Source organism: Lysinibacillus sp. BNK-21 (genome assembly GCF_048684915.1).
In the GTDB taxonomy this organism is placed as follows: domain Bacteria; phylum Bacillota; class Bacilli; order Bacillales_A; family Planococcaceae; genus Lysinibacillus; species Lysinibacillus capsici.
Genome location: NZ_JBLQTS010000001.1, coordinates 919,882 through 945,141, shown reverse-complemented (window position 1 = coordinate 945,141; position 25,260 = coordinate 919,882). Strand labels below are relative to the sequence as shown.

Annotated in this window: 26 protein-coding genes and 1 riboswitch; of the genes, 11 read left to right on the top strand and 15 right to left on the bottom strand. The window is 38.5% G+C overall.

Annotated features, from left to right (window positions below):
* Nucleotides 1-144: 144 nt before the first annotated feature.
* Nucleotides 145-1,323 (bottom strand): MDR family MFS transporter, encoded by a 1,179-nt coding sequence (locus ACMGGO_RS04825; RefSeq protein WP_048391096.1) that lies wholly within the window; start codon nt 1,321-1,323, stop codon nt 145-147.
* A 225-nt stretch (nt 1,324-1,548) separates the two neighbouring features.
* On the opposite strand from ACMGGO_RS04825, the gene ACMGGO_RS04820 reads away from it, so the two are divergent.
* Both ACMGGO_RS04820 and ACMGGO_RS04815 read left to right on the top strand, forming a co-directional pair.
* On the top strand, nt 1,549-2,505 hold the full coding sequence (locus ACMGGO_RS04820; protein WP_048391094.1) for a TIGR01212 family radical SAM protein: 957 nt from the start codon (nt 1,549-1,551) through the stop codon (nt 2,503-2,505).
* Nucleotides 2,502-3,080, top strand: a complete 579-nt coding sequence (locus ACMGGO_RS04815; RefSeq protein WP_048391092.1) for a tRNA (mnm(5)s(2)U34)-methyltransferase — start codon at nt 2,502-2,504, stop codon at nt 3,078-3,080. Before ACMGGO_RS04820 ends, ACMGGO_RS04815 begins: the two co-directional genes overlap by 4 nt.
* A gap of 62 nt (nt 3,081-3,142) precedes the next feature.
* Here ACMGGO_RS04815 and ACMGGO_RS04810 read toward each other — a convergent pair whose 3' ends face one another.
* Both ACMGGO_RS04810 and ACMGGO_RS04805 read right to left on the bottom strand, forming a co-directional pair.
* Nucleotides 3,143-4,651, bottom strand: a complete 1,509-nt coding sequence (locus tag ACMGGO_RS04810; RefSeq protein ID WP_048391090.1) for an alanine/glycine:cation symporter family protein — start codon at nt 4,649-4,651, stop codon at nt 3,143-3,145.
* Between the two features lie 126 nt (nt 4,652-4,777).
* Nucleotides 4,778-5,584: an alpha/beta hydrolase gene (locus tag ACMGGO_RS04805; protein ID WP_279495806.1), complete on the bottom strand. Its 807-nt coding sequence runs from the start codon at nt 5,582-5,584 to the stop codon at nt 4,778-4,780.
* Nucleotides 5,585-5,717: 133 nt separating this feature from the next.
* On the opposite strand from ACMGGO_RS04805, the gene ACMGGO_RS04800 reads away from it, so the two are divergent.
* The gene (locus ACMGGO_RS04800) at nt 5,718-6,230 is read left to right on the top strand and encodes a gamma carbonic anhydrase family protein (protein WP_016994472.1); all 513 of its coding nucleotides are present in this window, start codon (nt 5,718-5,720) and stop codon (nt 6,228-6,230) included.
* Between the two features lie 179 nt (nt 6,231-6,409).
* Here the strand turns inward: ACMGGO_RS04800 and metK are convergent, their stop codons facing one another.
* Complete coding sequence (metK, locus tag ACMGGO_RS04795) at nt 6,410-7,606, bottom strand: methionine adenosyltransferase (protein WP_004225981.1); 1,197 nt, start codon at nt 7,604-7,606, stop codon at nt 6,410-6,412.
* Between the two features lie 258 nt (nt 7,607-7,864).
* Nucleotides 7,865-7,983: riboswitch (SAM riboswitch) on the bottom strand.
* 389 nt (nt 7,984-8,372) lie between these two features.
* On the opposite strand from metK, the gene pckA reads away from it, so the two are divergent.
* Nucleotides 8,373-9,959: a phosphoenolpyruvate carboxykinase (ATP) gene (gene pckA, locus ACMGGO_RS04790; RefSeq protein WP_048391084.1), complete on the top strand. Its 1,587-nt coding sequence runs from the start codon at nt 8,373-8,375 to the stop codon at nt 9,957-9,959.
* Between the two features lie 65 nt (nt 9,960-10,024).
* Here pckA and ACMGGO_RS04785 read toward each other — a convergent pair whose 3' ends face one another.
* The 10 genes from ACMGGO_RS04785 to ACMGGO_RS04740 form a co-directional block, all read right to left on the bottom strand.
* Nucleotides 10,025-10,801, bottom strand: coding sequence for an alpha/beta hydrolase family protein (locus tag ACMGGO_RS04785; RefSeq protein WP_048391082.1), 777 nt, complete (start codon nt 10,799-10,801; stop codon nt 10,025-10,027).
* Nucleotides 10,785-11,252, bottom strand: coding sequence for an NUDIX domain-containing protein (locus ACMGGO_RS04780; protein ID WP_048391080.1), 468 nt, complete (start codon nt 11,250-11,252; stop codon nt 10,785-10,787). Before ACMGGO_RS04780 ends, ACMGGO_RS04785 begins: the two co-directional genes overlap by 17 nt.
* Nucleotides 11,253-11,454: 202 nt before the next feature.
* The gene (locus ACMGGO_RS04775) at nt 11,455-12,378 is read right to left on the bottom strand and encodes an aminopeptidase (RefSeq protein ID WP_374806103.1); all 924 of its coding nucleotides are present in this window, start codon (nt 12,376-12,378) and stop codon (nt 11,455-11,457) included.
* Nucleotides 12,379-12,389: 11 nt separating this feature from the next.
* Nucleotides 12,390-13,151 (bottom strand): IclR family transcriptional regulator, encoded by a 762-nt coding sequence (locus ACMGGO_RS04770; RefSeq protein ID WP_004225962.1) that lies wholly within the window; start codon nt 13,149-13,151, stop codon nt 12,390-12,392.
* Nucleotides 13,152-13,285: 134 nt separating this feature from the next.
* Entirely contained in the window at nt 13,286-14,554 is a 1,269-nt protein-coding gene (locus ACMGGO_RS04765; protein WP_048391075.1) for a M20 family metallopeptidase, read from the bottom strand.
* On the bottom strand, nt 14,547-15,500 hold the full coding sequence (locus tag ACMGGO_RS04760; protein ID WP_420281628.1) for a DUF1177 domain-containing protein: 954 nt from the start codon (nt 15,498-15,500) through the stop codon (nt 14,547-14,549). Before ACMGGO_RS04760 ends, ACMGGO_RS04765 begins: the two co-directional genes overlap by 8 nt.
* Nucleotides 15,501-15,544: 44 nt before the next feature.
* The gene (locus tag ACMGGO_RS04755) at nt 15,545-16,552 is read right to left on the bottom strand and encodes an ABC transporter ATP-binding protein (RefSeq protein ID WP_048391072.1); all 1,008 of its coding nucleotides are present in this window, start codon (nt 16,550-16,552) and stop codon (nt 15,545-15,547) included.
* Nucleotides 16,536-17,558 carry an ABC transporter ATP-binding protein gene (locus tag ACMGGO_RS04750; RefSeq protein WP_312123752.1) on the bottom strand — a complete coding sequence of 341 codons (1,023 nt, stop codon included), beginning with the start codon at nt 17,556-17,558 and terminating at the stop codon, nt 16,536-16,538. Before ACMGGO_RS04750 ends, ACMGGO_RS04755 begins: the two co-directional genes overlap by 17 nt.
* A gap of 17 nt (nt 17,559-17,575) precedes the next feature.
* Nucleotides 17,576-18,442 (bottom strand): ABC transporter permease, encoded by an 867-nt coding sequence (locus ACMGGO_RS04745; protein ID WP_004225950.1) that lies wholly within the window; start codon nt 18,440-18,442, stop codon nt 17,576-17,578.
* Nucleotides 18,443-18,444: 2 nt separating this feature from the next.
* On the bottom strand, nt 18,445-19,407 hold the full coding sequence (locus ACMGGO_RS04740; protein ID WP_004225947.1) for an ABC transporter permease: 963 nt from the start codon (nt 19,405-19,407) through the stop codon (nt 18,445-18,447).
* Between the two features lie 219 nt (nt 19,408-19,626).
* On the opposite strand from ACMGGO_RS04740, the gene ACMGGO_RS04735 reads away from it, so the two are divergent.
* From ACMGGO_RS04735 to ACMGGO_RS04720, 4 genes are all read left to right on the top strand, one after another.
* A complete protein-coding gene (locus tag ACMGGO_RS04735) occupies nt 19,627-21,228 on the top strand; it encodes an ABC transporter substrate-binding protein (protein WP_279495819.1) in 1,602 nt (533 codons plus the stop codon).
* A 63-nt stretch (nt 21,229-21,291) separates the two neighbouring features.
* The gene (locus ACMGGO_RS04730) at nt 21,292-22,365 is read left to right on the top strand and encodes an amidohydrolase family protein (RefSeq protein ID WP_420281627.1); all 1,074 of its coding nucleotides are present in this window, start codon (nt 21,292-21,294) and stop codon (nt 22,363-22,365) included.
* Entirely contained in the window at nt 22,362-23,504 is a 1,143-nt protein-coding gene (locus ACMGGO_RS04725) for an amidohydrolase (RefSeq protein WP_279495823.1), read from the top strand. Before ACMGGO_RS04730 ends, ACMGGO_RS04725 begins: the two co-directional genes overlap by 4 nt.
* Before the next feature lie 5 nt (nt 23,505-23,509).
* The gene (locus tag ACMGGO_RS04720; RefSeq protein ID WP_112116405.1) at nt 23,510-24,181 is read left to right on the top strand and encodes an AroM family protein; all 672 of its coding nucleotides are present in this window, start codon (nt 23,510-23,512) and stop codon (nt 24,179-24,181) included.
* A gap of 46 nt (nt 24,182-24,227) precedes the next feature.
* Here ACMGGO_RS04720 and ACMGGO_RS04715 read toward each other — a convergent pair whose 3' ends face one another.
* Nucleotides 24,228-24,545: a hypothetical protein gene (locus ACMGGO_RS04715; protein WP_009371464.1), complete on the bottom strand. Its 318-nt coding sequence runs from the start codon at nt 24,543-24,545 to the stop codon at nt 24,228-24,230.
* 137 nt (nt 24,546-24,682) lie between these two features.
* On the opposite strand from ACMGGO_RS04715, the gene ytzI reads away from it, so the two are divergent.
* The 3 genes from ytzI to yidD are packed head-to-tail and all read left to right on the top strand — an operon-like array spanning nt 24,683 to nt 25,250.
* Nucleotides 24,683-24,829 (top strand): YtzI protein, encoded by a 147-nt coding sequence (gene ytzI / locus ACMGGO_RS04710; RefSeq protein ID WP_004225932.1) that lies wholly within the window; start codon nt 24,683-24,685, stop codon nt 24,827-24,829.
* A gap of 29 nt (nt 24,830-24,858) precedes the next feature.
* Nucleotides 24,859-25,020, top strand: coding sequence for a hypothetical protein (locus ACMGGO_RS04705; RefSeq protein WP_004225927.1), 162 nt, complete (start codon nt 24,859-24,861; stop codon nt 25,018-25,020).
* Nucleotides 25,017-25,250 carry a membrane protein insertion efficiency factor YidD gene (yidD, locus tag ACMGGO_RS04700; RefSeq protein WP_016992521.1) on the top strand — a complete coding sequence of 78 codons (234 nt, stop codon included), beginning with the start codon at nt 25,017-25,019 and terminating at the stop codon, nt 25,248-25,250. Before ACMGGO_RS04705 ends, yidD begins: the two co-directional genes overlap by 4 nt.
* The last annotated feature ends 10 nt before the right edge of the window (nt 25,251-25,260 follow it).

Genomic DNA, 25,260 nt, shown 5'->3' with positions numbered 1-25,260 from the left:
AAACCCCTCCATATAACTACATATTCAAATATTTGAATATGTATGATTGTAATCCTGTTACAACATTTTTTCAATATCTACTATTAAAAAAAGAACAAAAACAAGTGCTTAACACTCGTTTTTGCTCTTTTCAGTGCGACATTATTAATCTGCTACTATTTTGTTCTTCTTTAAAGGATAATCGTATGTTAAACATGGAATAATCGCCAATAGTACGATGACCACCAATGTTAAAACGAGAGGAATCATGCCAAATTGATCTACCATAATACCACCAAATAGTGGACCAATCATCCGTCCTCCAGTAGCAGCACTATTGATAATCCCTTGATAGAATCCTTGACGACCTTTTGGTGCCAGTTGATTAGCAATCGTTGGTAATGCAGGCGTATAAAACATTTCACCAAATGTTAAGACAAGCATCGCTGCTCCAAACATTTTAAAATCGTTTGCAAAGGCAATAATACCAAAGGAAAGTGCAATCAGCGTTACACCAAATACTAACTGACGCTTTAAATTGTGTTCCCACCGCTTTACGAGCGGTGCAATGAGTGGTTGCCCAATGACAATTAGAAGACCGTTGATTGTCCAAAGTAAGCTATATTGCTTTAATCCCAATCCTAAATCTTGTGTATAAGATGAAATGGTTGCACTCCATTGTGAATATGCTAGCCAGCATAAAACGGAGGATGCACTAATTATTAACAAAGCATAGAAAGGTGCCTTGTTTACGATTCGCTTACTTTCGCTCAAGACATTTTTAGGTGCAATACTGCCCGCCTCCAAACGCTTAAATGTAAATAAGGCAATGAAAAAGAATAAAATATACATACCTAAATTCACTTTAAACACATAGTCAAATTGATAATCTGCCACTATACCTGCAAGGGCAGGACCTACGGCAACACCGACATTTTGTGCTAAATAGATAGTATTAAAAGCCTTACGTCCACCTTCTGGCCAGGCAGCCCCAGCTAAGGCAAACATACCTGGGAAAACAATGCCCCCACTAAAGCCTAGTATCGTTAAAAACCACACATAATGTGGCCAACCGTGCCAAATTGTTAAGCCAATTAATGAAGCAATCGTTAAAAGGATACCAAGCATAATAGCTTTATAGCCACCAATTCTATCAAATAAGTAACCACCTAATAGATTACCTAATACTCCAGCAGCAGAATTCAGCATTAAGACAAAACCAGCCATAGCTAAAGATTTGCCTAAATAATCATGCATATAAATGGCATTCAAAGGCCATAAAAAAGAGTTGCCTGTTGTGTTCACAAGCATTCCGATAATTAAAAACCAAACACGTTTTGGCATAGGATGACCTCCATTATTTCGCTTCTCTAAATAGTTAGTGTATGCTGAAATACTTAAAAGTACAAGGAAAATAATTTTACCTTTTTTACAAGACTTCTATCCTATTTTCAATCGTATTTAGTTTTGTTCCTTTCCATTTTTCTTTATCCAAATCATGATATTACCCTTACCCCATGACGGAACGAAATGCACATGATAGAATAGAGCGTTAGAGGAGTGAAATAAATGACAGAGACGAATTTTCCTTTTCCTTCAGAGGGGAAAAGATACTATACATGGAATCGCTATTTACGTGACCAATTTGGTCATAAAGTATTTAAAGTGGCATTAGATGCAGGATTTGATTGCCCTAACCGCGACGGCACAGTTGCTTTCGGTGGCTGTACATTTTGCAGTGCTGCAGGTTCTGGTGATTTTGCTGGTAATAAGGTAGATCCAATTGATGTTCAATTTGCTGAAATCCGAGACAAAATGCACCAGAAATGGAAGGATGGCAAATACATGGCCTATTTCCAAGCCTACACAAATACACATGCCCCTTTGCCAGTTTTAAAAGAAAAATTTGAAGCAGCTTTAGCGCAAGAAGGTGTAGTAGGTCTTTCTATTGCTACTCGTCCTGACTGTTTACCCGATGATGTTGTCGAATATTTAGCAGAGCTAAATGAGCGGACGTATTTATGGATTGAGCTCGGTCTACAAACGGTGCATGAGAAAACGGCTAATCTTATTAATCGTGCCCATGATTATGCAACGTATGTGGAAGGCGTTGAAAAATTGCGTAAGCATGGCATTCGTGTTTGCTCACATATCATTAACGGATTGCCTCTCGAAGACTATGACATGATGATGGAAACGGCACGAGCAGTTGCACAATTAGATGTCCAAGGCATTAAAATCCACTTACTTCATCTATTAAAAGGAACGCCTATGGTGAAGCAATATGAAAAAGGTATGCTAGAATTTTTAGATCAAGATGTATATACAAAACTAGTAGCAGACCAATTAGAAATTTTACCACCAGAGATGGTCATTCATCGTATTACAGGTGATGGACCGATTGATTTAATGATTGGACCCATGTGGAGTGTAAATAAATGGGAAGTACTGAATGGCATTGATGCTGAGCTTGAACGTCGTGGTAGTTGGCAAGGGAAGTTGTATAAGGCAGAGGTTATGAAATGATACTACAACGCGTTTTACAATATGCCCAGCAGTTATTAAAAGATAATATAAAAGAGGGAGATACAGTTGTTGATGCAACTGCTGGAAACGGCCATGACACATTGTTTCTGGCACAGCTTGTTGGGGATGAAGGGCAAGTTTATGCCTTTGATGTCCAAAAAGAGGCGGTTGACGCGACACTCCTCCGACTTTTAGATCATGGTTTAGAACATCGAGCACTCGTTTTAAATAAAGGGCATGAAGAAGTTACACAGTTTGTACACAAGCCTGTAACTGCGGCAATCTTCAATCTCGGCTATTTACCTGGTAGCAACCATGATATTATTACAAGACCTAATACAACAATCCAAGCCATTGAGAATATATTAAAGCTCTTAAAAGTGGGCGGTTTGATTGTTCTTGTTATTTATCATGGTCATCCAGGTGGAAAAGAAGAGCGTGATAAGGTCATTGATTATGTAAGCCAACTGCCACAAAAATATGTTCATGTCTTAAAATATGCATTTCTGAATCAACAAAATGATCCACCCTTCGTCATTGCATTAGAGAAAATGAAAGAACATCCTATTCAATAATTACATGCTAAAAGGCGATCAGCTAGTTTCTATCAAACTAGCTGATCGCCCTTGCTCTTTATCTACTTGTTATTGCGTTTTTCATTATAGTCAACCCAGAAATCTGCACCTTTAATTCCTAGTTTACGAGGATCAAAGACTGGGTCTTTTCCTTCTTTTTTCTGTTTCTCGTAATCTTTTAATGCGACAATAGCTGGTTTCATGATAATTAAAATAGCTATAACGTTAATCCAAACCATCAAACCAAGACCTACATCTCCCATTGCCCATGCTAGACCAGACGTACGGATTGTACCATAAAAGGCTGCAACTAAAATGGCAATTTTCGCAATCCAAATGAATACCTTTTCTGTGCTACCTCTAAATAAGTAAGCGACATTTGTCTCTGCAATATAGTAGTAAGCCATGATTGTTGTAAAGGCAAAGAAGAATAACGCAATGGCTACAAATGGAGCACCAAAGCCAGGTAATGATGAGTCAACTGCATATTGTGTATAGGCTGCACCTGCTTCAATACTTTTCGCAAAAGTCATTTGCTCATCGCCTGCTAATCCACCACTATTAAATTCTCCAATATGGATAAATGGATCTGCTCCCTCAGCTGCCTTTTCATCTTGTACATTGTACATGCCTGTAAATAAAATCATAAATGCCGTAGCAGAACAAATTAATAATGTATCAATATAAACAGACGCCGCTTGTACAATTCCTTGCTTAGCAGGATGTGATACTTCCGCAGCTGCCGCAGGGTGAGCACCAGTTCCTTGACCAGCCTCATTAGAGTAAATTCCACGTTTAACACCCCAAGCAATCGCTGAACCAATAATGCCGCCAAAAATTTCTTGAGCCCCAAATGCACTAGAAAAAATTAATCCGATAACCGTTGGTACTTGTGAAATATTCATAAAAATAATGATAATGGCCATAATGATATAGGCTAATGCCATAAACGGTACAATAATCTGGGCAGCATTTGCGATTGATTTAACACCCCCGATGATAATAGCACCTAATAAAACAACAATAATAAGTCCTGTGATCCATGTTTCCAAACCGAAAGCGTTTTCAACAGCACCTGCGATGGCATTCGACTGCACACCAGGCATCAAAATTAACATTGCTATTAAAGCCGCCACAGCAAAAATAACTGCAAACCATTTTTGGCCCATTCCTTTTTCTATGTAAAAGGCCGGTCCACCACGATATTCTGTATCTTTCTCTTCTTTATAGATTTGAGCTAATGTTGACTCTACATACGCGGTAGCCGCACCTATGAAAGCGATTGCCCACATCCAAAAGACAGCACCAGGTCCTCCCATTCCAATCGCTGTCGCAGTACCAGCAATATTACCTGTACCTACACGTCCTGATAATGCGATAGACATTGCTTGGAATGAAGATATTCCCTTTTCTGACTTCTCCCCTTTAAACATTAAAACAAACATATCTTTAATGTGCCTTACTTGTAGGAACCTTGTAATAATTGAGAAAAATAACCCAATTAATAAGATGCCATAAATAAACCATGGTCCCCATAAAATACCATTCAACTTCTCTACAATTACATCCATTTTACCCCTCCAATTTGAATTACCTTACTTTAAGTCATTATAGTATTACACTTTTCTGAAAATTGCAATATTATTTTTAAGTAACAATATTTAAGTAAGTAACCTAGTAAATGGAAGGGTATAAACCTATTTAATTATATAACCAATTCTTCGAAGAGCATTATTAATAAAATCTCGTATATACATAAAAATCTCTTCGCGCTCTCCCTCATGAAATAAATTATGATAACAATTTGCCCATTCTTTAAACTGAAATTCCGTGAATTCCTGTTGATGAAGCCAATTTCGAGTTTGGCGAGTGTCCGTAATTTTATCCTTCTCAGCTGTCATAATTAGCATAGGCATATTAGGCATTTCACCTTTAGGCAGCATCACTAAATTTTTCATCATCTGCTGAAGTTCTCGATACCATTTCACAGAAACTACAGTCATGAGCGGTACATCATCTTTCATTTCTTCTCTGCCTTCAACACTACGCGTTAATTTCTCTAATGTAATATCATGTGTCAATTTAACATTGGCCGTTAACGCACTTAGACTTGTTAAAGCATTTGTTAATTTACCTGGTAATAGCTTTAGTTGCAACCAAGGTGATGTTAAAATAATGCCTGCACATTCATATTGTCTCTTTTGCAGTGTATGGAGGATTAATGTTGCACCTAGTCCATGCCCTATTACAAAGGTTGGTAAATTATATGAAAAAGCATTTTCAATCAGGTTTCTTGTATACTTATTGTACAATTTGAAGTCTTCATCATGGACTCGAGCAAACCTTGCATTACCCCCATGATTCGGTAAATCTCCCATGACTATGTGGAAGCCTTCTAATCTTAATTTCTCTATCAGCCATGCATACCAACGGTGATTTTCATAAGCACCATGAAAAATAGCAATCACAGCTTTTGCTTGTCCATCAGCTTCCCATTTCCACATTACATAGTCCTCCTAAAAAATAATTACACTTTGATTATATCGAAATAAATAGCACATTTTAATTTTATATTTCCATAAAGTTGCGTATTTGATACGATAATACTACATTATAGAAAGAAAAGAGGCGATTTTCATGATTTATCCATTTAAAGATAAAACGCCAAAGATCGATCCGTCTGTTTTCATTGCTGACTACGCAACTGTTACGGGCGACGTAACAATTGGCGCCGAAACAACCATTTGGTTTAATACGGTTATTCGTGGTGATGTTTCCCCAACGATTATTGGTAAACGTGTCAGTATCCAAGATCTTTGCTGTTTACACCAAAGCCCAAAATATCCGCTCATTATTGAAGATGAGGTAACAGTTGGACACCAAGTCACTTTACATAGTTGTACAATTCGCAAAAATGCCTTAATCGGTATGGGATCCATTATTTTAGACGGAGCTGAGATTGGAGAAGGTGCATTTATTGGAGCTGGAAGCCTAGTACCTCCTGGTAAAGTCATTCCTCCAAATAGTTTAGCATTAGGTCGTCCAGCAAAAGTTGTCCGAGAATTAAATGCTGAAGATAAAGAGGATATGGAACGCATCGTACGAGAATACGCAGAAAAAGGTCAATATTATAAATCACTTCAGAAATAAATAACCTACACAAAAAATCAATACTAACGAAAAAATCCCTCGCGTTTTCGTGTACCGAATATGTTCACGAATCCTAGCGAGGTATTTTTGTAAAAAAAACAAAAGGAGCAATGTTGCCCCTTTGCTTATTAATACATCAGAATAATTTTCTAATGACTTCATTACTTTAGTTCAATAGTTTATAAACGTGCTTTTTCTCGTAGCGCGTCTGCTTTATCAATTTGCTCCCATGGTACATTTAAATCTGTACGACCAAAATGTCCATACGCAGCAGTTTGTTTATAAATTGGACGACGAAGATCAAGCATTTTAATGATACCTGCTGGGCGTAAATCGAATAGCTCGCGTACCCATTCAACGATCTCGCTTTCTTTCACTCTACCTGTGCCAAATGTATCGACAGCAATGGAAACAGGCTGAGCAACGCCAATCGCATAGGCAAGTTGCACTTCAGCACGCTCTGCTAAGCCAGCTGCTACGATGTTTTTCGCTACATAACGTGCTGCATATGCCGCCGAACGGTCTACCTTGGTTGCATCCTTACCTGAGAAGGCACCACCACCGTGACGTGCATAACCACCGTATGTATCAACAATGATTTTACGTCCTGTTAATCCAGCATCACCTTTTGGCCCACCAATTACAAAACGGCCAGTTGGATTGATGAAGTATTTCGTATTAGCATCTAATAATTCACTCGGTACAACTGGTGCAATAACAAATTCTTTTAAATCTGCTTGAATTTGTTCAAGTGTTGCTTCTTCATCATGCTGTGTTGAAATAACAATTGTATCCACGCGAACCGGTACATTATTGTCATCATATTCAATCGTTACTTGCGTTTTACCATCAGGACGTAAATAGGCAAGTTCACCTGATTTACGTACTTCTGTTAAACGGCGTGCTAATTTGTGTGCCAAGCTAATTGGTAATGGCATTAGCTCTGGTGTTTCATTACATGCATAGCCAAACATTAAGCCTTGGTCACCAGCACCAATTGCTTCTATATCAGCATCTGTCATAGAGCCTTCACGTGCCTCTAATGCCTGATCAACACCTTGAGCAATATCAGGTGATTGTTCGCCAATTGCCACAAGCACCGCTAAGTTCTCAGCATCAAAGCCATATTTACCTCGTGTATAGCCAATTTCAGCTACAGTGTCACGAACAATACCTTTAATATCCACATAAGTAGAAGTAGTAATTTCTCCTGCTACTAATACTAATCCTGTTGTTACAGTTGTTTCACACGCTACACGTGCATTTGGATCTTCTGCTAAAATAGCATCTAAAATGGCATCCGAGATTTGGTCACAAATCTTATCTGGATGTCCTTCTGTTACACTCTCTGATGTAAACAGTCGACGGTTTGTCATTTGGTTTTCCTCCTAAATACTCTTACAATAAGTAGTTGTGTATGAATACGGTACTCATTACCCATGTCAAGTCCGCTCCTAAGGATTGAACTCTCAAGCCGTTACTGCTGCTTTTAACACGAGGATTTCGAAAGATCCGTCATTATAATAAGGAAAGAACTACATATACTTACCTTTACATTGATTTTTAACAATAAAAAAATCCTTTTCTCACGTTACTTTACATGAGGAAAGGAATAATGACTGCGTAACCTTTCACTCTTATCGTTCAAGGGATGTTCCCTTGCATCAGGTTGGCACCAACGCATGTCGTGAAATAGTTCATGCAGGTTGCCGGGTTTCACAGGGCCTGACCCTCCACCAGCTCGGGATAAGAGTATCCGTTCAATCTCATGTTACTGAAAAGGTCGAACGTTGTCAAATATTTTCTTATGTATTACTGTATAGAAAGGAAAGAACTTATTACACAAAAACTTTTCATACTTGGATGATGATGTAAATAGAAGCAAATTAATCCCTACAACATACCTAGCTACTTGTGGTAACATATGTGTGGCTCAATTTTCGTGCCTAATTACAGTAGGATTGATGGTATTCTACTCGAAAAACATTATTTTTTGTCAGTTTATTGAAAAGTGGTAAAAACTCTAAAATAATTTCTTAATTAGTATAGATTATTTAAGCAATTGTGTTATACTATTTTTGAAATTAAGAAAAAATCCCTCTAAATCAAGGGAATACTATAAAAAAGGATGGTATTTAATCGATGAATTCAGTAGAAATTGCAAACGAACTGAAGGAATTATTAAACGGCGGTAACATTAATGTTCAACTTTCAGTACCACAATTAGCAGAAAAAGCTACATCTCGTGGTGAAGCAATGTTAACAGTAGATGGCGCAGTTCGTGCAGAAACTGGCAAATACACTGGTCGTTCACCTAAAGATAAATATACGGTAGAAGAAGAAAGCACAAAAGATCAAATTGACTGGGGTAAAGTCAACCAACCGATTTCTTCTGAAGTGTTCGATAACCTATATGTAAAAGTAATAAAATATTTAAAAGAACGTGACGAGTTATTCGTATTCAAAGGCTTTGCAGGTGCTGACAAAGACTCACAATTAAGCATTCAAGTTATCAATGAATACGCATGGCACAATCTTTTTGCTCATCAATTATTTATCCGTCCAACAGCAGATGAATTAGCTTCTCATGTTGCCGACTTCACTGTCATCTCAGCTCCTAACTTTAAAGCAGATCCTGCGGTTGATGGTACTGCTTCTGAAACATTCATCATCGTATCACTTGAAAAGAAAATTATTTTAATTGGTGGTACAGAATATGCTGGTGAAATGAAAAAATCTATCTTTGGTATCATGAACTACTTATTACCACAACAAGGTATTCTTTCAATGCACTGCTCAGCAAACGTTGGTGAAGCTGGCGATGTAGCGTTATTCTTCGGTCTATCTGGTACTGGTAAAACGACGTTATCAGCTGATCCTGATCGTAAGCTAATCGGTGACGATGAACACGGTTGGTCTGATAATGGTGTATTCAACATTGAGGGTGGCTGCTATGCAAAAACAATCAACCTTTCTGCTGAAAAAGAACCAGAAATCTACAATGCAATCCGCTTCGGCTCTGTATTAGAAAACGTAGCTGTTGATCCAGAAACTCGTATTTGTGACTATGATGATGGTTCACTAACAGAAAATACACGTGTAGCTTATCCAATCCAATACATCGAAAATATCGTTGATCCTTCTGTTGCAGGTCATCCAAAAACAATCATCTTCCTAACAGCTGATGCATTTGGCGTATTACCTCCAATCAGTAAATTAACAAAAGAACAAGCGATGTATCACTTCCTAAGCGGGTTCACTTCTAAACTTGCTGGAACTGAACGTGGTGTGACTGAGCCAGAACCAGTATTCTCTACTTGCTTCGGGTCTCCATTCCTTCCACTTCCTGCAACAGTATACGCAGAAATGTTAGGACAAAAAATTGACGAGCACGGTGCACAGGTATACTTAGTAAACACTGGTTGGACTGGTGGCGAATATGGCACAGGTAGCCGTATGAAACTATCTTACACACGTACAATGGTCCGTGCAGCAATCGATGGTAAATTAGCAGATGTTGAAACAACACAAGATGCTGTGTTTGGTTTACACATTCCAAAAGCAGTTGAAGGCGTACCTTCAGAAGTGTTAAATCCTCGTGAAGCTTGGGCAGATAAAGCTGCATACGATGCAAAAGCTGCTGAGCTTGCAGGCTTATTCAACGAAAACTTCAAGAAATTCTCAAACGTTTCTGAAGCCATCACTACACTTGGTGGTCCATTAAAATAACGTCTATATAAAAGACAAAGGGAACAATTTATTCGTTCCCTTTGTCTTTTTGTTTTCTCTATGCTTTATTGTTGTTTCATCCACTTGCAAAGAGCACGGACAGTTTCACGATTTTTTGCTGGTGGATATTGATGTGCATAGTTAAGATCATACCAAGTTTCGAATGATTTATTTGCTTCCTCTAAAAAAAATGCCAATTGTCTGGCATGTTCAATATCCACATTTTCATCACGATAGCCATGAATGATAAGAACGGGAGCTGTTATACGCTCTATCTCAAAAAGTGGTGTTCTTGCATCATACGCTTCTGGTACACGATTAGGTGTTCCTCCAATAACACGCTTCATCATTCTGCGCATATCTGTACGTTCCCAATAAGTGGCCGTTGCATCAGAAACACCTGCCCATGTTACAACAGAAGTAATATCCCTTCTTAAAATAGCTGTCCACAGAGCCATAATACCACCTCGTGAAAAACCAAAAACATGGATATTGTCATTGCAGAATTGTTTGAGTACATCTACGGCATAGACCGCATCGTAACGGTCTGCCCCTGCAAACTCGTCACGCCCCTCTCCCCCACGATTCCCACGATAATATGGGGCAAATACGATAAAGCCCTGCGCCGCAAATTGTGCAATACGAGAGGGTCTTACCATCCCAATGCTTTGCATGCCGCCTCTTAAATATAAAAAGCCATCATATGTACCTTCAGTCTTTGGCTCTGCTAATAATCCTTTTATACGTAAGCCCTGTGAAAGATAGGTTATTTCCGTTAAACGGATAGCTGGATTTGGTGAAGGATAGGGGCGTTTTTCGATAATATCACCATTGTGTGTCACGATGTTTCAGCTCCTCCAGCATTTTCTTCATCCCCTCATCCTTCATGTGAAAACTCAAGTTAGGATGCTGAGCAAATTCTTCATCAGTTAACCAAAGCATGCCTGACGTTTCTAAATCAAATTCTATATCCTCTTGCGCCAAAAATTGTGCAGTGAAAACGGATTTACAAAAAACGTTTTCATCATACACTGCATACTCTGCAAACCATTGAAGATTTTTCACATGAACACCCGTCTCTTCAAAAACTTCTCGAATCGCCGCCTCCTCTAAGGTTTCCCCTTCTTCTAATTTCCCTCCTGGCACTTCTACACCACGTCGTTTATGGACAGTACATAACCATTTATTTTCATGCTTTAAAAGGACAAGGACGTGTTTAGGTTCTACTTTAAATTCGCCTCTTGTAAAACTCAAATCTACTTGTAGGCCATGTAAATCTGTAAATGTTAACATCTCTTCAACCTCACGTTCTTTCTTGTTGCAAAACAAAAGTTACTTTCTTTATCATTACTTCTATTTTATGGACGGAATTTAATCATCATTCCTATTCCTATCTATATTAACTATATTGTAAACCTACAATGACAAGCAACCCTAAGCTACAGTCTTGTAAAGCATGAAAAAAAGCGTGCTTCATAGGAAGACACGCTTTTCTTTAGATTACTTGCTGACCGTCAAAATAGACGATAGGACTTTTCACAACACAATCAATATGAACATCTGACGCATTGGCTCCACCAAATGGCGCATTACTGCCAAAAGCGATATGGATGGTCCCATACACCTTCTCATCCTCTAATACATTGCCACATAGGATAGCACTTTTATTGGCTCCGATGCCAAACTCTGCAATGACTCTACCATTGCCTTCACCAAGTAATGCCAGTAGTCGTGGACCATCAGGACCGATTGCTTCTTCTAAGCGACCATTCTTTATTTTTAATAATAATGACTCCTTTAAGACACCAATATTAGCAATAGAGCCATCTACTAATATCTCTCCATTCGCAGATGTTTCTATTGGTGCAATATACGATTCTCCTGAAGGAATATTCCCGTACTCACCAGGTTGACGAATAACCCCTGTGGAACGAATTCCGAAACGGCCGTCTACACTAAACGTCAGCTCATGACCATCCTTGACAATACGAATATCTTTTGTCGTATTAAGTAAAAGGACATATTTTTCTACAGTAGCTTCGATCTCCTGTGCATCTGCATGAAGGGCACCTTGCTCTAGCATCTCCAATGTTACCCCTGGCATTGTTGCTACACGTCCACCCTTTTCACAGGCATGTTTACGAGCCAGTGTATGTGTTAGGGAGTGGGAGGTAATACACAGTGTAACATCGGCATTTGCCATAAGCTCAGAAACTGCATGGATTGGCTCCTGCCCAGATTTCTCTAACAGGGGCATCACCATGAACATTGTATTTGCAGTAATTGACAGTCCAGCTTCATAAAAAATTTTTGCGATGTCTTGTTTGTGGCTATCTGTCAAAATTAATAGTGACTCAGAAGATTGAACATTTAAATTGCCTTTTAAAACATTTAGTGCAATATCATGTAAATGATGCATAATAGGGCTCCTTAATTAAAATTCAAATGATATCTACGAATAATTCCTTCTATTTCATTTCTAGCTTCCGTTAAAGGTCCCAAAAAATCAGGAACACGTTGCTCTGTAAAACGATAAATTGGTCCAGAAACGGTAATAGACGCTACGACCTGTTCCTCACTATTAAATATAGGCATAGCTAGCGCCAATACATCGACCGAATACTCACTGTTACTAAGTGCATAGCCACATGTTCTAATTTTTTCTAGCTCTGCCCTTATTTCTGTGGCATCTGTCATCGTATTATTTGTATAAGCTGTTAATGGTTCATCTATGACCTTTGCAATTTGCTCTTCATTTAAAAAAGCAAGCATTGAACGGTAAGATGCTCCTACATATAGTGGCGATCTACTTCCTCTTGAAACTGTAAACTTCACCTTATTTACAGGCTCTGCTTTCAGTAATGTTAACGCTTCCAGTCCATTCAGTACGGTAAAAATAGCTGTTTCACCAGTGACATCCTTTAATTTCTCAAGAACTGGCATACATAGCTGATCTATGTTTAATGAATCATACATATTCATACCTATTTCCCATAATGCAATACCAAGAGAATATTTTTTTGTTATAGGATCTTTTGTTATAAACCCATTATTTTCGAAGGTTTCAAGAATGCGATATAAATTTGTATGATTCATGTTCATCGCCAGTGCTAACTCTCGACCACCCCATGTGGGCTTTTCCTTTGTAAACATTTTTAAAACCGCAATTGATAAATTTAATGTCTTTAGCATATCTCTCATCCTTCTGAACTATTTATCTGTACAAACGGCTGCAAATCTCTCTCTTAAGGGGGAAATAATCGACAGATTTAGCAGCCGTCAGCACCTGATATCACTTTATCAAAAGTAAGAGAGTAGCTAATCTCTTACTTTTGATATAGGAAATCAACAGCAGCAGTTATATAAACTTTTGCACAGCGTACGATATCCTCAACACGCACTTTTTCATTATAACCATGAATACTTGGTAAATAAGCTGGGCCGTATTGCAATACAGGAATATCATATTGTCTGAAATGACGAGCGTCACTGCTTGCCCATTGCATGACACCATATGCCTCTTGCCCTGTAACATATGATATATTTTCCACTATCGATTGGCATACAGGATTTTCAGCAGGCGTATAATTGGCTACGCTTTTAAAGCCAAAACGTTGGATTGAATAATCGATAGCCAAGCCATCTAGTTTAGTTGTCAAGATTTCTGTTACTTCTTCTTGTGTAATACCAAATGGTAAACGACAATCGACCTGGACCTTACAGTAATCTGGGATTACGTTTGACTTCGTACCTCCCTCAATTGTACCAATATTTACAGTAATTTTCTCTAAAACTTCTTGATATTTCAAGCGATCTTTCTCCACTTCACGCATGTATTTTTTTGATACCTCGATAAGTGGCTGTACCTCTTCAGGAATTGTGATTTCTACATCCCATAGTGTACGAATCTCTTGTATAGCTCGGATTGCATCAACAATGGCATTTCGTCCAGCCAATGGTGATAGGCTTCCATGACCAGGTTCCCCACGCACCTCTAATTCAAACCAGTAAGATCCCTTTTGTCCAATAGTTGGGTTTAAAGGTGAAGAGGGCTCAGCGATTAAACAACCATCTCCCTGCACATAGCCTCGCTCTAACAGCCAAGGAACACCAAATTCACCGCCAGTTTCTTCATCTGGTACGATCGCCAAAGTTAATTTCCCTGGTAGTTCAATGTTCAGTTTCTTTAATAACTTTGTTGCAAAAATAATACCTGCTAAACCGGCTTTCATATCACTCGCCCCACGTCCAAGCATCCAGCCATCCTTCACTTCTCCTGAAAACGGATCAAAATCCCATTTTGATAGATCACCGACAGGAACAACATCGGTATGGCCACAATAAACGAGTTCTTTTCCTTCCCCATTTCCAATAGAAGCTACTAAATTAAACATTTTATCAGCAGCTTCATATTTTTGATAAGTAATGCCTACATCATTTAAATAGTTTTCGATAAAAGCTGTTATTTCAGTCGTATCCCCTGGAGGATTGACACTTGGAATTTGAATGAGCTTTGAACAAAACGCTATCAATTCATCTTGATGATTTTCAACTGCCTCTACTAATTGAGCTTTAAGTGCTTGTAAATCATTCATGTGTGTGTACCTCCTTTCCTTTCGTTTGTAGATGACTCATGCTACCATATAAGCCTTTCATATGTGTAAATTGTGTTTCATCAAAGAAAGAGCATTTATTAGCACCGTAAGTTTTTGCTACCTCTAACACAAATCGCACAACATTTTCTACATCTGTGACATGGGTTGCACCTGTTGCACAGCCTGCCACAACAGATTCAGTTGTAATCGCTACACCTACAACAGGGCTAGATGTTGCAACTGCTGGTTGTAAAATACTATTGATATGGAATAAACCATTACCATAGGGTGTAATGTCTTGCATCGTGATTGGCAGGACAACTGGAGAAATGCCAGCAGATTGTGTATATACGTGCAATAAATCATCACTAATTTTTAATATGTAACCTTCTTTGACAGTTGGCGTTATCGCAAATCCTTTATGGTTACATACTTGATTGCCTTTTGTTGTATCAATTGATAGAATAGCATCCATTGTATCTTCTACTTCATTTTCGTTCATGACACTAATATCCACTGGCGAGTTCATAAATGGCACTGGCTCATGTGGTAAGGTTGGAGCTGTTGGACAAATATGTGTGGAGAATATAACGTCACCCTCTAATTTATCACCCTTTAAGGCCATATCAATAGCTTTTGCTGCTCCTGCCAGACATGCCAGTGCGCCGTCTCCATCTGATACAAAGCCTGTCATTTCAGGGCGTGCTCCGATACCACCTAATCGTCCAATAATTCCTAATGTAGGTGCATTTCCGCCAGAGGATTTGCCATTCTTTCCTTTCACGAGGACGCGAACAAAATCTGTTGAGCCGCTTTCGCCTTGAATAGTTTTTACCTTGACATCTGCTGTGGAATCAATATTGTGTAAATACTTCTTAATCGTGTCTCCGTTTACATAAATACTATCCATTACCTCGTATAATTCAATAACATGCTTCAATGACATAATCAGTCCGCTCCTTTTTCTGCTTCAATAAATTTTATCTTTCGTTAAATTGATGATACTTCTTGCTGTATCGACTTATATAAATGACACGATACTTGATGTGTAGCTGATACTGTATCAAGTGTCGGTTGGACCTCTGCACATTTTTCTGTAGCAAAACGACAACGCTTATGGAATGCACAGCCACTCGGGGGATTAACCGGGCTTGGAACATCGCCAGATAAAATAATACGGTCCTTTTTATCAAAAGGATTTTCCTTAGGTATGGCCGATAACAAGGCTTGTGTGTAAGGATGCTGAGGGTTCTTATAAATTTCCTTGTATGTGCCAATTTCTACTATTTTCCCTAAATACATGACAGCAATACGATCACACATGTAGTTCACCACATTCAAATCATGTGAAATAAAAATATAGGTTAAACCGAATTCTTTCTGTAAATCTTTTAATAGATTGATAACCTGAGCCTGTACAGAGACATCTAATGCTGAAACAGGTTCATCACACACCACAATATCTGGATTCAGTGCAAGAGCCCGAGCAATATTTATACGTTGTCTTTGTCCACCAGAAAATTCATGTGGATGGCGTTTTGCATGGTATGCACTTAATCCGACTGTTTCAAGTAATTCAACCACTCGCTTTTTACGGGATGCCTCATCACCAATCCCATGGATCACTAATGGCTCAGCAATAAGATATTCAATCGTTTTACGAGGATCGAGTGATGCATAAGGATTTTGGAAAACCATTTGGATGGATTTTCGAGCAGAGCGGATATCTTTTGAATTTAAGCTTGCTAAATCCGTTCCCTTAAATTCAACTACTCCCTCTGTTGGTGAAATTAGCTGGTTGATTAAACGGGCAACCGTTGATTTACCACACCCCGACTCTCCCACAATCCCCAGTGTCTCACCTTTATATAACTCAAAACTTACACCATCTACCGCCTTCACAAATTGTGTTGGTTTTTTAAAAGGAATTGAACTTTTAATGGGAAAATGCTTTTTTAAATTACTTACCTTTAAGACAAGTTCATTGTACTGTTGCATTAAAAATTCCCTCCTTCCTAGGGACAATTTGATCTTTTGCTTGTAAATGGCAGGCTACAAAATGGTTATCCTGTACTTCCACTAAATCAGGCACAGTACTACGACAAATATCTGTCGCTAAAGGACATCGTGCTGAGAAGTGACAGCCACTATGTGGCATTGTTAAATCTGGTGGACTACCAGGAATAGCCGGCAGCCTTTGTTGCTCTTGAGTCCCCATTGTAATTTGAGACTCTAATAATCCCCACGTATAGGGATGTAAAGGTTTTTCATAGAGCTGTCTTGTTGTAGTAGACTCTACTGTACGACCTGCATACATAACATTTACTTTGTCACATAGCTCCCAAACTACACCTAAATCGTGCGTAATCATAATGATGGCTGTATCATGTTCTTGTTGTAATTTTTTCATTAAATCAAGAATTTGAGCTTGTACAGTTACATCTAGTGCAGTTGTTGGCTCATCAGCAATGAGTAGTTTCGGGTTACAAGCTAGGGCAATAGCAATCATGACACGCTGACGCATTCCACCTGAAAATTCGTGAGGATACATTTTTAATCGTTTCTCTGACTCAGGAATCCCAACCATTTTTAACATATCGACGGCTTTGATAGCGGCATCTTTCTTCGATATTGTTTCATGTGCTTGGATGACTTCAATAATTTGATTGCCCACTGTTAAGACAGGATTCAAACTTGTAATTGGATCTTGGAAAATCATTGAGATGTCATTGCCTCGCACATTGCGCATTTCCTTTTCAGAAATTTCGATTAAATCGCGGCCATTAAATAGAATTTTTCCATTCGTTATTTTTCCTGGCGGAGATGGAATTAAACGCATGAGAGCAGTGGCTGTAACACTTTTTCCTGATCCTGACTCTCCCACAATACCTAGTGTTTCCTTCTTATTTAATTGTAAATTTACTCCATTAACAGCTTTCATTGTAGAGCCGCCACTTTTAAATTCTACTGTTAAGTTTTCTACATCTAGTAAACGTTCAGTCATGACTCCACCCCCTTCCATTAAACTTTCATTTTCGGATCTAATGCATCTCGTAATCCATCCCCTAATAGGTTAATTCCAAGAACTGTTAATAAAATACAAATGCCTGAAAATGTCGCCATTTGGGGATTTAATACTAAAAAGTCTTTGCCATCTTTTAAAATACTGCCCCATGAAGCTGTCGGTGGTTGAACGCCTAATCCTAAAAAGCTAAGGGCAGCTTCTGAAATAATAGCGCCAGCTGTACTCATCGTTCCATAGACAATTAAAGGGGCTAAACAGTTCGGTAATATATGGCTAAAAATGATCCTCGTATGTGTAGCACCTAAAGAATGCGTTACTTCAACGAATTCTTCCTCTTTTACACTTAACACCTGTCCTCGAACAAGTCGTGCGAAACCTGGAATATTAGCAATACCAATCGCAACAATAACATTGACAAGTCCTTGCCCTAATACCGTCATTAATGTAATAGCTAGTAATATAAATGGGAATGCGAAAAGACCATCCATTGTGCGCATAATAATGGAATCAATGCGTCCACCAAAATACCCTGCCACTAAGCCTAGCAGTGTGCCAAACACAGCACCAAATAGCACCGCCGCAATCCCAACAATCATTGAGATTCGTGTACCGTAAACTAAGCGACTAAACAGATCACGACCATAGTTATCTGTTCCTAATAAATGTCCTTCTGTATTCATCGGTAAAAACGATTTACCGACAATCATTTCATTCGGTGGATGGGTAGCAATCAATGGGGCAAAAATAGCAACAATACCCATTAAAGTGACAATGATTAACCCAATTGTCGCTAATTTATTTTTTAGCAACTTGCGCAATAACGTATTTCTTTTTTTCGTTTCTTGGACGATTGCTTGAGTCATTGTTATTTTTTCCCCCCATCCGATTCTAAATTGACCTTAGGATTGACCACTTTATAAAGTACATCGACTACTAAGTTAACAAGCACAAAGATAAACGCAATGAAAATAACAGTACCTTGGACGACTACAAAGTCACGTTTATCAATGGCATCTACAATTAATCGACCCATCCCAGGCCAACTAAAAATTGTTTCTGTTAAAACCGCTCCGCCCAGTAAATTAGAAATTTGCATTCCTAACACGGTTAAAATCGGTGTTAGCGCATTCTTAAATGCATGTTTACCAATTACTAAATATTCTTTAATACCTTTAGAACGAGCTGTTTTAATATAATCTTGCGAAATAACCTCTAACATACTTGAACGGGTAATCCGTGCAAATGTCGCCATTGGAATCGTTGCTAAAGCAAATGCTGGCAAAATTAAATGCTTCAAATAGGTCCATAGGCCATCGCTGATATTCCCCATCCCAGTTGCTGGGAACCAACCAAGGTTAACACTAAAGAATAAGACAAGCATGATACCCAACCAGAAAATTGGCATAGATACACCAACTAATGACACAAGCATTACAACATAATCAATGATGGTATTTTGCTTTCTCGCTGCAAATATTCCTGCTGGGATGCCAATCACGACTGCTATTAACAGCGCTGCCAATGCCAATATCACTGTATTAGGGAACCTTTCGAGAATAAGTCCGATGACAGACTCACTATAAGAATAGGAATATCCTAAATTTAACTGTGCTAGATCTCCTACATATGAAATAAATTGCGAAGGCATGGATTTATTTAATCCTAGCTCTTCTCTTAAATTCTCTACATCTTCTACACTCGCTTGTGGTCCAAGCATGACTGAAGCCGGGTCACCAGGAATCATTCGCGTAATAATAAAGACGATAATTCCTACTACTAGCAGTGTCGGGATGAGGTTAACTAATCTTTTTAAAATAAATGAGCCCATCTTAGCAAGACCTCCTTTTCATTATTAGAATCAGTGGTTCATATTGTGAATAATCACATAGTACACCACTCAATAATTGTTTGTAAATATATTTTTTTCTGAATCTTTGTAATTTTATATTTACTTTCTATTTACAAGTGTGCTAATTTTAATCTCGAACCTACCATTTTTGAATCAACGGTTCATATTGTGAAACAAAAACTAAGGAGGCTAGTGCATATGAAGAAATTAAACGTAAGAAAGTCTTTACTACTACTCTTTTTAACTTTACTAATTGGTGTTTTAGCTGCTTGTGGTGGAAACACTGAGAAAAGTACTTCAACGGATGAAAAAGAGGGAGAAGCTACTTCTGGAGGCACATTAAATATTGGTCTGTCAGCCAATGCAAAAACATTTGATCCTATCAAATATACAGGGGTTTATGAATCACAGGTAATGCGTCAAATGGGTGATACGTTAGTTGTTTATAACAAAGATCTATCTGATATCATCCCTTCGTTAGCAACTGAATGGAATGTATCAGAGGATATGTTAGTCTACACATTCAAATTACGCGAAGGTGTTAAATTCCAAAAAGGTCAGTATCAGGATGGCCGTGAAATGACAGCTGAAGATGTGAAATACTCTTTAGAACGCTCTGCTAAAGAATCTGCTATGAATCGTTTAAGTGGTGTAACAGAAGTGAAAGTGTTATCGGATTATGAAGTAGAGATTCACTTAGCTACACCAAATGCTGCCCTACTTGCTATGCTAACGGATGCAGGGAATATTATTATTCCAAAAGAAGAAGTTGAAGGATGGGGCGATAATTTTTCTGAACACTTTGTTGGTACAGGTCCATTCCAACTAACAGAATGGAAAAAAGACCAAGAAGTAAAATTAGTTCGTCACGATAATTACTGGGGCGATAAGCCAAATGTCGATAACTTAACAATGAAGTTTATCTCCGATCAAAATATGATGACAAACGCATTACGTTCTGGTGATATTGATATTGCCATGGACGTTAAAGGTCAAAACCGAGAAATCATCAACCAAGATAGTAACCTTGAGCTTTTAACAAATCCAGGTCTATCGATTGTTTATCTTGATCTTAATAACAAAGTAGGTCCAACTGCTGACAAACGCGTTCGTGAAGCGATTTATATGGCAACAAATGTAGAGGAAATTATTTCTGGCGTTAACCAATGGGGTGGCGGCGATGTTTCTTATTTACCATTACCACCTGGTTCATGGGGATATGATCAATCGTTAGTTGATATGGTACCAAAATATAATCCAGAAGAAGCAAAAAAATTACTATCAGAGGCTGGTTACGCTGATGGCTTCAAGACAGAGATTTTCGTATCAGAAGCACGTGTTCCTTACGCAACGATTTTCCAAAGTCAGTTAAAGAAGAACTTAAATATTGATGTGGAAATAAAAGTGCTTGAATGGGGTACTTACAGTGATACTGTGGCAAAGGGTAATGCGCCAATGAATATTGGTGGCTGGACTTGGTACCCAGATCCTTATTTCTTCCTTTATCAATTATTCCACACAAATCAAATTGGTGCGTTAGGAAATGGTAAAGGCTACAGCAATCCAGAAGTGGATAAATTATTAGAACGCGCCGTATCAGAAACAGTAGTGCAAGAAGAACGTGCAAAATTATACCAAGAAGCATTAAAGCTGATTTTAGCAGATGTTCCTCGTATTGAATTAGAGGCAACACAAACGGTTGCAGGTGTAAACAAAAAAGTACAGGGCTTTGAGGTTTCTGCTGATAACTCCGTACAAATTGTGCATCCAAATGGTACAAACGTATCCATTACTAAATAATTAAACTTGAAAAGTGGAGATACCAGTCTCCGCTTTTCTCTTCATAAGGAGAGATTTGACCCGATGACACGCTATATAAATGGACTTGTTTTTAATTCTGAGACTCGTAGCTTTAATAAGCAATCTTTTCAAGTGCAAGGGCAATACTTTGAACCCGCTACTCATTCACCTGAAACAGAGTTGGATTTAGATGGCTACTATATTACACCAGGTTTTATCGATAGCTGCTCACAAATCGGTCTAGCTGAAATAGGGATTCGTTGGGAAGGTGATGATAGCTATGAATTTGACTCACATTTGCAATACTCTGTAGTTGATGGCATATACCCATTTGATACTGCTTTTCAAAAAGCTGTTTCTCATGGGGTGACTGCATCTCATATTGTTCCCTCTCCTAAAAGCTTGATAGGTGCAAAAACGGCTATTATTCACCATACACATACAACGGTTGATGAAATGGTTATTTCAAAAGATGTGGCTTATTCCTTCTCTATTGGACATCAGGCAAAAAGTACTTTTTTCGCTGAAAAGAAAAAACCACTCACTCGTATGGGCATGGCCAAAATTTTAAGAGAAACATTACAACAAATTCAGCAACAGGAGCCGTCCATTACGAAAATCGTTATTCGAGCGCACAAAGCTGTTGATCTTGAATTCATTAGCCGCCTTCAACAAGAATTTGGGTCAATTTTTGATTTTCATATTATCCATGGCACTGAAATTACATTCCTTCATGAAACATCCTTTAATACGGTTATAGCTGGTCCTACATTTCGATATATTGAGCACAATGAGATGATGGCACTATCACCCAAACTGTATCATCAACTGTATAAGAACAATAATATTCCATTCGTTTTTTGTACGGATCATCCTGTTAGTAGCACCTCGCATCTAACATTAGAAGGATGCTTAGCTGTAAGAGAAGGTATGGCACGCCAGGACGTGCTATATGCTCTGACAACCGGGGCTGCAAATTTTCTAGGGATTGCCCATAAAACAGGTGCTATTCGTGATGGTCTTCTTGCTGATTTTGTTATTTGGGATAAGCATCCATTAAATTTAGATGCCCAGGTTGTCGCAACCTATATTAAAGGAACAAAAGTTTATGCACGGGAAGAAGGGTTTACACAATGATTATTTATCATCATGCAAAGTTTCATACAGTCAATGAGCAGAACGATACTTGTGAACAGTTATGGATCGAAGATGGGCGTATTGTTTATATTGGACCAGCCAAAGAATTTCCCCCACAAGCAGAGCTAGTTGATCTACAGGGAGCTTATGTTACACCAGGATTAATTGATATTCATGCACATGTCGGAACATGGGCTGAAGTCACTGAAGACATTAATGATGCCAATGAATATAGCGAACCCTTTACACCTCTTATGCACGCTTTAGACAGTGTAGATATCCGACACTTTTCCTTTCAACATGCGTTAGAAGGGGGCGTAACCACTGTGCAAACTGGGCCAGGTAGTGCCAATGTCATAGGTGGTATTTGGAGCATTCTTAAAACAGCAGGACCTACCCTTTCCTCTCGTGTTTTAGTAGAGCGGAGCGGTTTAAAGGGGGCCCTAGGGGAAAATCCGAAAAACGTCTTTGGCAATCAGTATAAGCGCAAGCCGATGACTCGTATGGCCATTGCACAGCTTTTACGAGATGGTTTCCAACGTGCAAGTCAACTCAATGAACAACAACAAACTGAGCAAATTAAAGAAAATGCTGAGTTACGCCCGTTTATTGAAGTACTTCGAGGCGACATGCCACTTCGCCTTCACTGCCATAGAGCAGATGACATTATGACAGCAATTAGAATTGCCAAAGAATTTAATGTGAAGCTTCATTTAGAGCACTGCACAGAAGGCTATCTCATTGTGGATGCCGTTAAAGAAAGTGGATTCCATGCAACGCTTGGGCCCTATATGTTAACGCCATCTAAATACGAAACGCGTCATTCTACACCAGCAATTGCTGCCGTTTTTAAAGAACATAATATTCCATTTGCTATCATGACAGATCATCCATTTGTACCAATTCAATACTTAAAGTATTGTGCCACAGAAGCGATTCGTTATGGTTTAGATAAAGACACAGCCCTCAAAAGTATTACGATCAATGCAGCTAAGCTTGTACAGCTTGATCACCGCATTGGCAGCCTTGAGGAAGGCAAAGATGCTGATTTTGTTGTTTGGTCGCACCCTATTTTTGAAACAGAAGCAAAGGTTTTACAAACTTATGTAAATGGACAAAAATATTACGAAGCGGAGTGAGCGCAATGCAACATTCGAAAATTGCCGTTGTAACAATTGGTCAGGCACCTCGTAAAGATATGGCAGAGGATATACAGCAATTAAGAGAAGCAGGTTTAGATGTTCATGAATTCGGTGTACTTGATTTACTATCCTCAGAGGAAATTGCTACACTTTCGCCTTCTCTTGAGGACTCAGATGTTTTAGTGACACTTCTTACCAATGGTCGACAAGTAAAGCTCAGTAAACAAAAGCTCATGCCTTATATTCAAAGCTGCATTGATGATCTACATGAATTCACTTGGATACTACTTATGTGTACAGGAGATTTTACGAATAAATTATCCTATAAAAATCTTTTACTACCTGATCGTATGATGACTAATTTAGTGAAGGGCTTACATACAGAATTAGCCATTGGTTTAATAGGCCCCGAACCCGAACAACATCGAACGGTTGCAGAGAAATGGCAAAAAGCACAGTTCGATGTAACTTTTTCAGCAAGCTCCCCATACCACTTTGATAACCAACATTTATTGTCAAAAGCACAACAATTAGAAGAGCAAGGAGCCGATTTGCTTATTCTTGATTGTATGGGCTATTCCACAACAATGAAAAACATGATTAAAGATCAACTCACTATCCCCATCATCGTCCCTCGAGAAGCGGTTTTTACAATTTTAAAAGCCATTTGTTAATAGAAGAAAAGGTCACTTCTGATTCAGTGACCTTTTCCCCTATTCGCTAGACACGTTTGTTGAAATAAGGAAGCTGCTCAACGAATGCCTTCGTATCATCATCTCCATATTCATGAACAAGTGCATAGATTTTCATTAATCTTTTATCTATTTCATCATTTTCTCTGTCTTGGTGATACTGTATATACGGTAACTGTGCACGCCATGCATTCGAAATTTCTAACAGTTGCATTTGCTGAAAGATTCTCTCAAATACATCTAATGCTTGTCGATCTACATTGAGTTCGAAATTCCATGGCCCTGCATATGGGTTGGTATAATACGTTCTATTGGCAAGTGAAAAATATACGCGCTGACGATCCATCTTTACGATTCACTCCTTTTTCCATAGTATGGGGTGATAGGTGGTGTTTTATTCGCTTTTATGTCAAACTTCCTTCACAATTAATAGAACCAGATAATTTATAATAGGTATGATGAATAAAGAACGGAGTGAATACTATGAGTTTAACTACGCTCTTAATAGTCGCAGTTATCATCGTTATTTTAATCACCATTGCGACAATTATCAGTGTCAACCGTGCCTATGCCTTTAAACATACTGTTGATGAAAAACCGAAGCAAAACTATCATCAAGAGGAAAATTAAATACCATTACTGAATTTGGAGTGAAAGAAATGGGTGTACCTTTACCAATTATCATTATGATTGCGATGATGATGCTAATGTTTGGTGTTTCTGTCATTATTATTATGAAGAAAAAAAATAATATTTTTACACAAACAATTGATCCAAAGCCTGAACAACATACGTCTCAGCAAAAGGAAGAGCAACGATGAAATACCCCTTTATTTGGCTCATCCAGTTTTATAGAAAGTTTATTTCACCTATGACGCCACCTACTTGTCGTTTTCATCCTACCTGTTCTTCTTATGGGCTCGAAGCTTTTCAAAAGCACGGTGCATTTAAAGGCTTCCTCTTAACCATTACACGTATATCCAAATGCCATCCATTTCATCCTGGTGGCTTTGATCCTGTGCCTGAAAAATGGCCTTCGAAAAAGAATTAATTTCGGAGGG

Excerpts from the sequence above, each read along its gene's own strand:
- ACMGGO_RS04825 (WP_048391096.1), bottom strand. The coding sequence starts at position 1,323 with ATGCCAAAACGTGTTTGGTTTTTAATTATCGGAATGCTTGTGAACACA.
- ACMGGO_RS04820 (WP_048391094.1), top strand. The coding sequence starts at position 1,549 with ATGACAGAGACGAATTTTCCTTTTCCTTCAGAGGGGAAAAGATACTAT.
- ACMGGO_RS04815 (WP_048391092.1), top strand. The coding sequence starts at position 2,502 with ATGATACTACAACGCGTTTTACAATATGCCCAGCAGTTATTAAAAGAT.
- ACMGGO_RS04810 (WP_048391090.1), bottom strand. The coding sequence starts at position 4,651 with ATGGATGTAATTGTAGAGAAGTTGAATGGTATTTTATGGGGACCATGG.
- ACMGGO_RS04805 (WP_279495806.1), bottom strand. The coding sequence starts at position 5,584 with ATGTGGAAATGGGAAGCTGATGGACAAGCAAAAGCTGTGATTGCTATT.
- ACMGGO_RS04800 (WP_016994472.1), top strand. The coding sequence starts at position 5,718 with ATGATTTATCCATTTAAAGATAAAACGCCAAAGATCGATCCGTCTGTT.
- metK (WP_004225981.1), bottom strand. The coding sequence starts at position 7,606 with ATGACAAACCGTCGACTGTTTACATCAGAGAGTGTAACAGAAGGACAT.
- pckA (WP_048391084.1), top strand. The coding sequence starts at position 8,373 with ATGAATTCAGTAGAAATTGCAAACGAACTGAAGGAATTATTAAACGGC.
- ACMGGO_RS04780 (WP_048391080.1), bottom strand. The coding sequence starts at position 11,252 with ATGTTAACATTTACAGATTTACATGGCCTACAAGTAGATTTGAGTTTT.
- ACMGGO_RS04775 (WP_374806103.1), bottom strand. The coding sequence starts at position 12,378 with ATGCATCATTTACATGATATTGCACTAAATGTTTTAAAAGGCAATTTA.
- ACMGGO_RS04770 (WP_004225962.1), bottom strand. The coding sequence starts at position 13,151 with ATGCTAAAGACATTAAATTTATCAATTGCGGTTTTAAAAATGTTTACA.
- ACMGGO_RS04765 (WP_048391075.1), bottom strand. The coding sequence starts at position 14,554 with ATGAATGATTTACAAGCACTTAAAGCTCAATTAGTAGAGGCAGTTGAA.
- ACMGGO_RS04760 (WP_420281628.1), bottom strand. The coding sequence starts at position 15,500 with ATGTCATTGAAGCATGTTATTGAATTATACGAGGTAATGGATAGTATT.
- ACMGGO_RS04755 (WP_048391072.1), bottom strand. The coding sequence starts at position 16,552 with ATGCAACAGTACAATGAACTTGTCTTAAAGGTAAGTAATTTAAAAAAG.
- ACMGGO_RS04750 (WP_312123752.1), bottom strand. The coding sequence starts at position 17,558 with ATGACTGAACGTTTACTAGATGTAGAAAACTTAACAGTAGAATTTAAA.
- ACMGGO_RS04745 (WP_004225950.1), bottom strand. The coding sequence starts at position 18,442 with ATGACTCAAGCAATCGTCCAAGAAACGAAAAAAAGAAATACGTTATTG.
- ACMGGO_RS04740 (WP_004225947.1), bottom strand. The coding sequence starts at position 19,407 with ATGGGCTCATTTATTTTAAAAAGATTAGTTAACCTCATCCCGACACTG.
- ACMGGO_RS04735 (WP_279495819.1), top strand. The coding sequence starts at position 19,627 with ATGAAGAAATTAAACGTAAGAAAGTCTTTACTACTACTCTTTTTAACT.
- ACMGGO_RS04730 (WP_420281627.1), top strand. The coding sequence starts at position 21,292 with ATGACACGCTATATAAATGGACTTGTTTTTAATTCTGAGACTCGTAGC.
- ACMGGO_RS04725 (WP_279495823.1), top strand. The coding sequence starts at position 22,362 with ATGATTATTTATCATCATGCAAAGTTTCATACAGTCAATGAGCAGAAC.
- ACMGGO_RS04720 (WP_112116405.1), top strand. The coding sequence starts at position 23,510 with ATGCAACATTCGAAAATTGCCGTTGTAACAATTGGTCAGGCACCTCGT.
- ACMGGO_RS04715 (WP_009371464.1), bottom strand. The coding sequence starts at position 24,545 with ATGGATCGTCAGCGCGTATATTTTTCACTTGCCAATAGAACGTATTAT.
- ytzI (WP_004225932.1), top strand. The coding sequence starts at position 24,683 with ATGAGTTTAACTACGCTCTTAATAGTCGCAGTTATCATCGTTATTTTA.
- ACMGGO_RS04705 (WP_004225927.1), top strand. The coding sequence starts at position 24,859 with ATGGGTGTACCTTTACCAATTATCATTATGATTGCGATGATGATGCTA.
- yidD (WP_016992521.1), top strand. The coding sequence starts at position 25,017 with ATGAAATACCCCTTTATTTGGCTCATCCAGTTTTATAGAAAGTTTATT.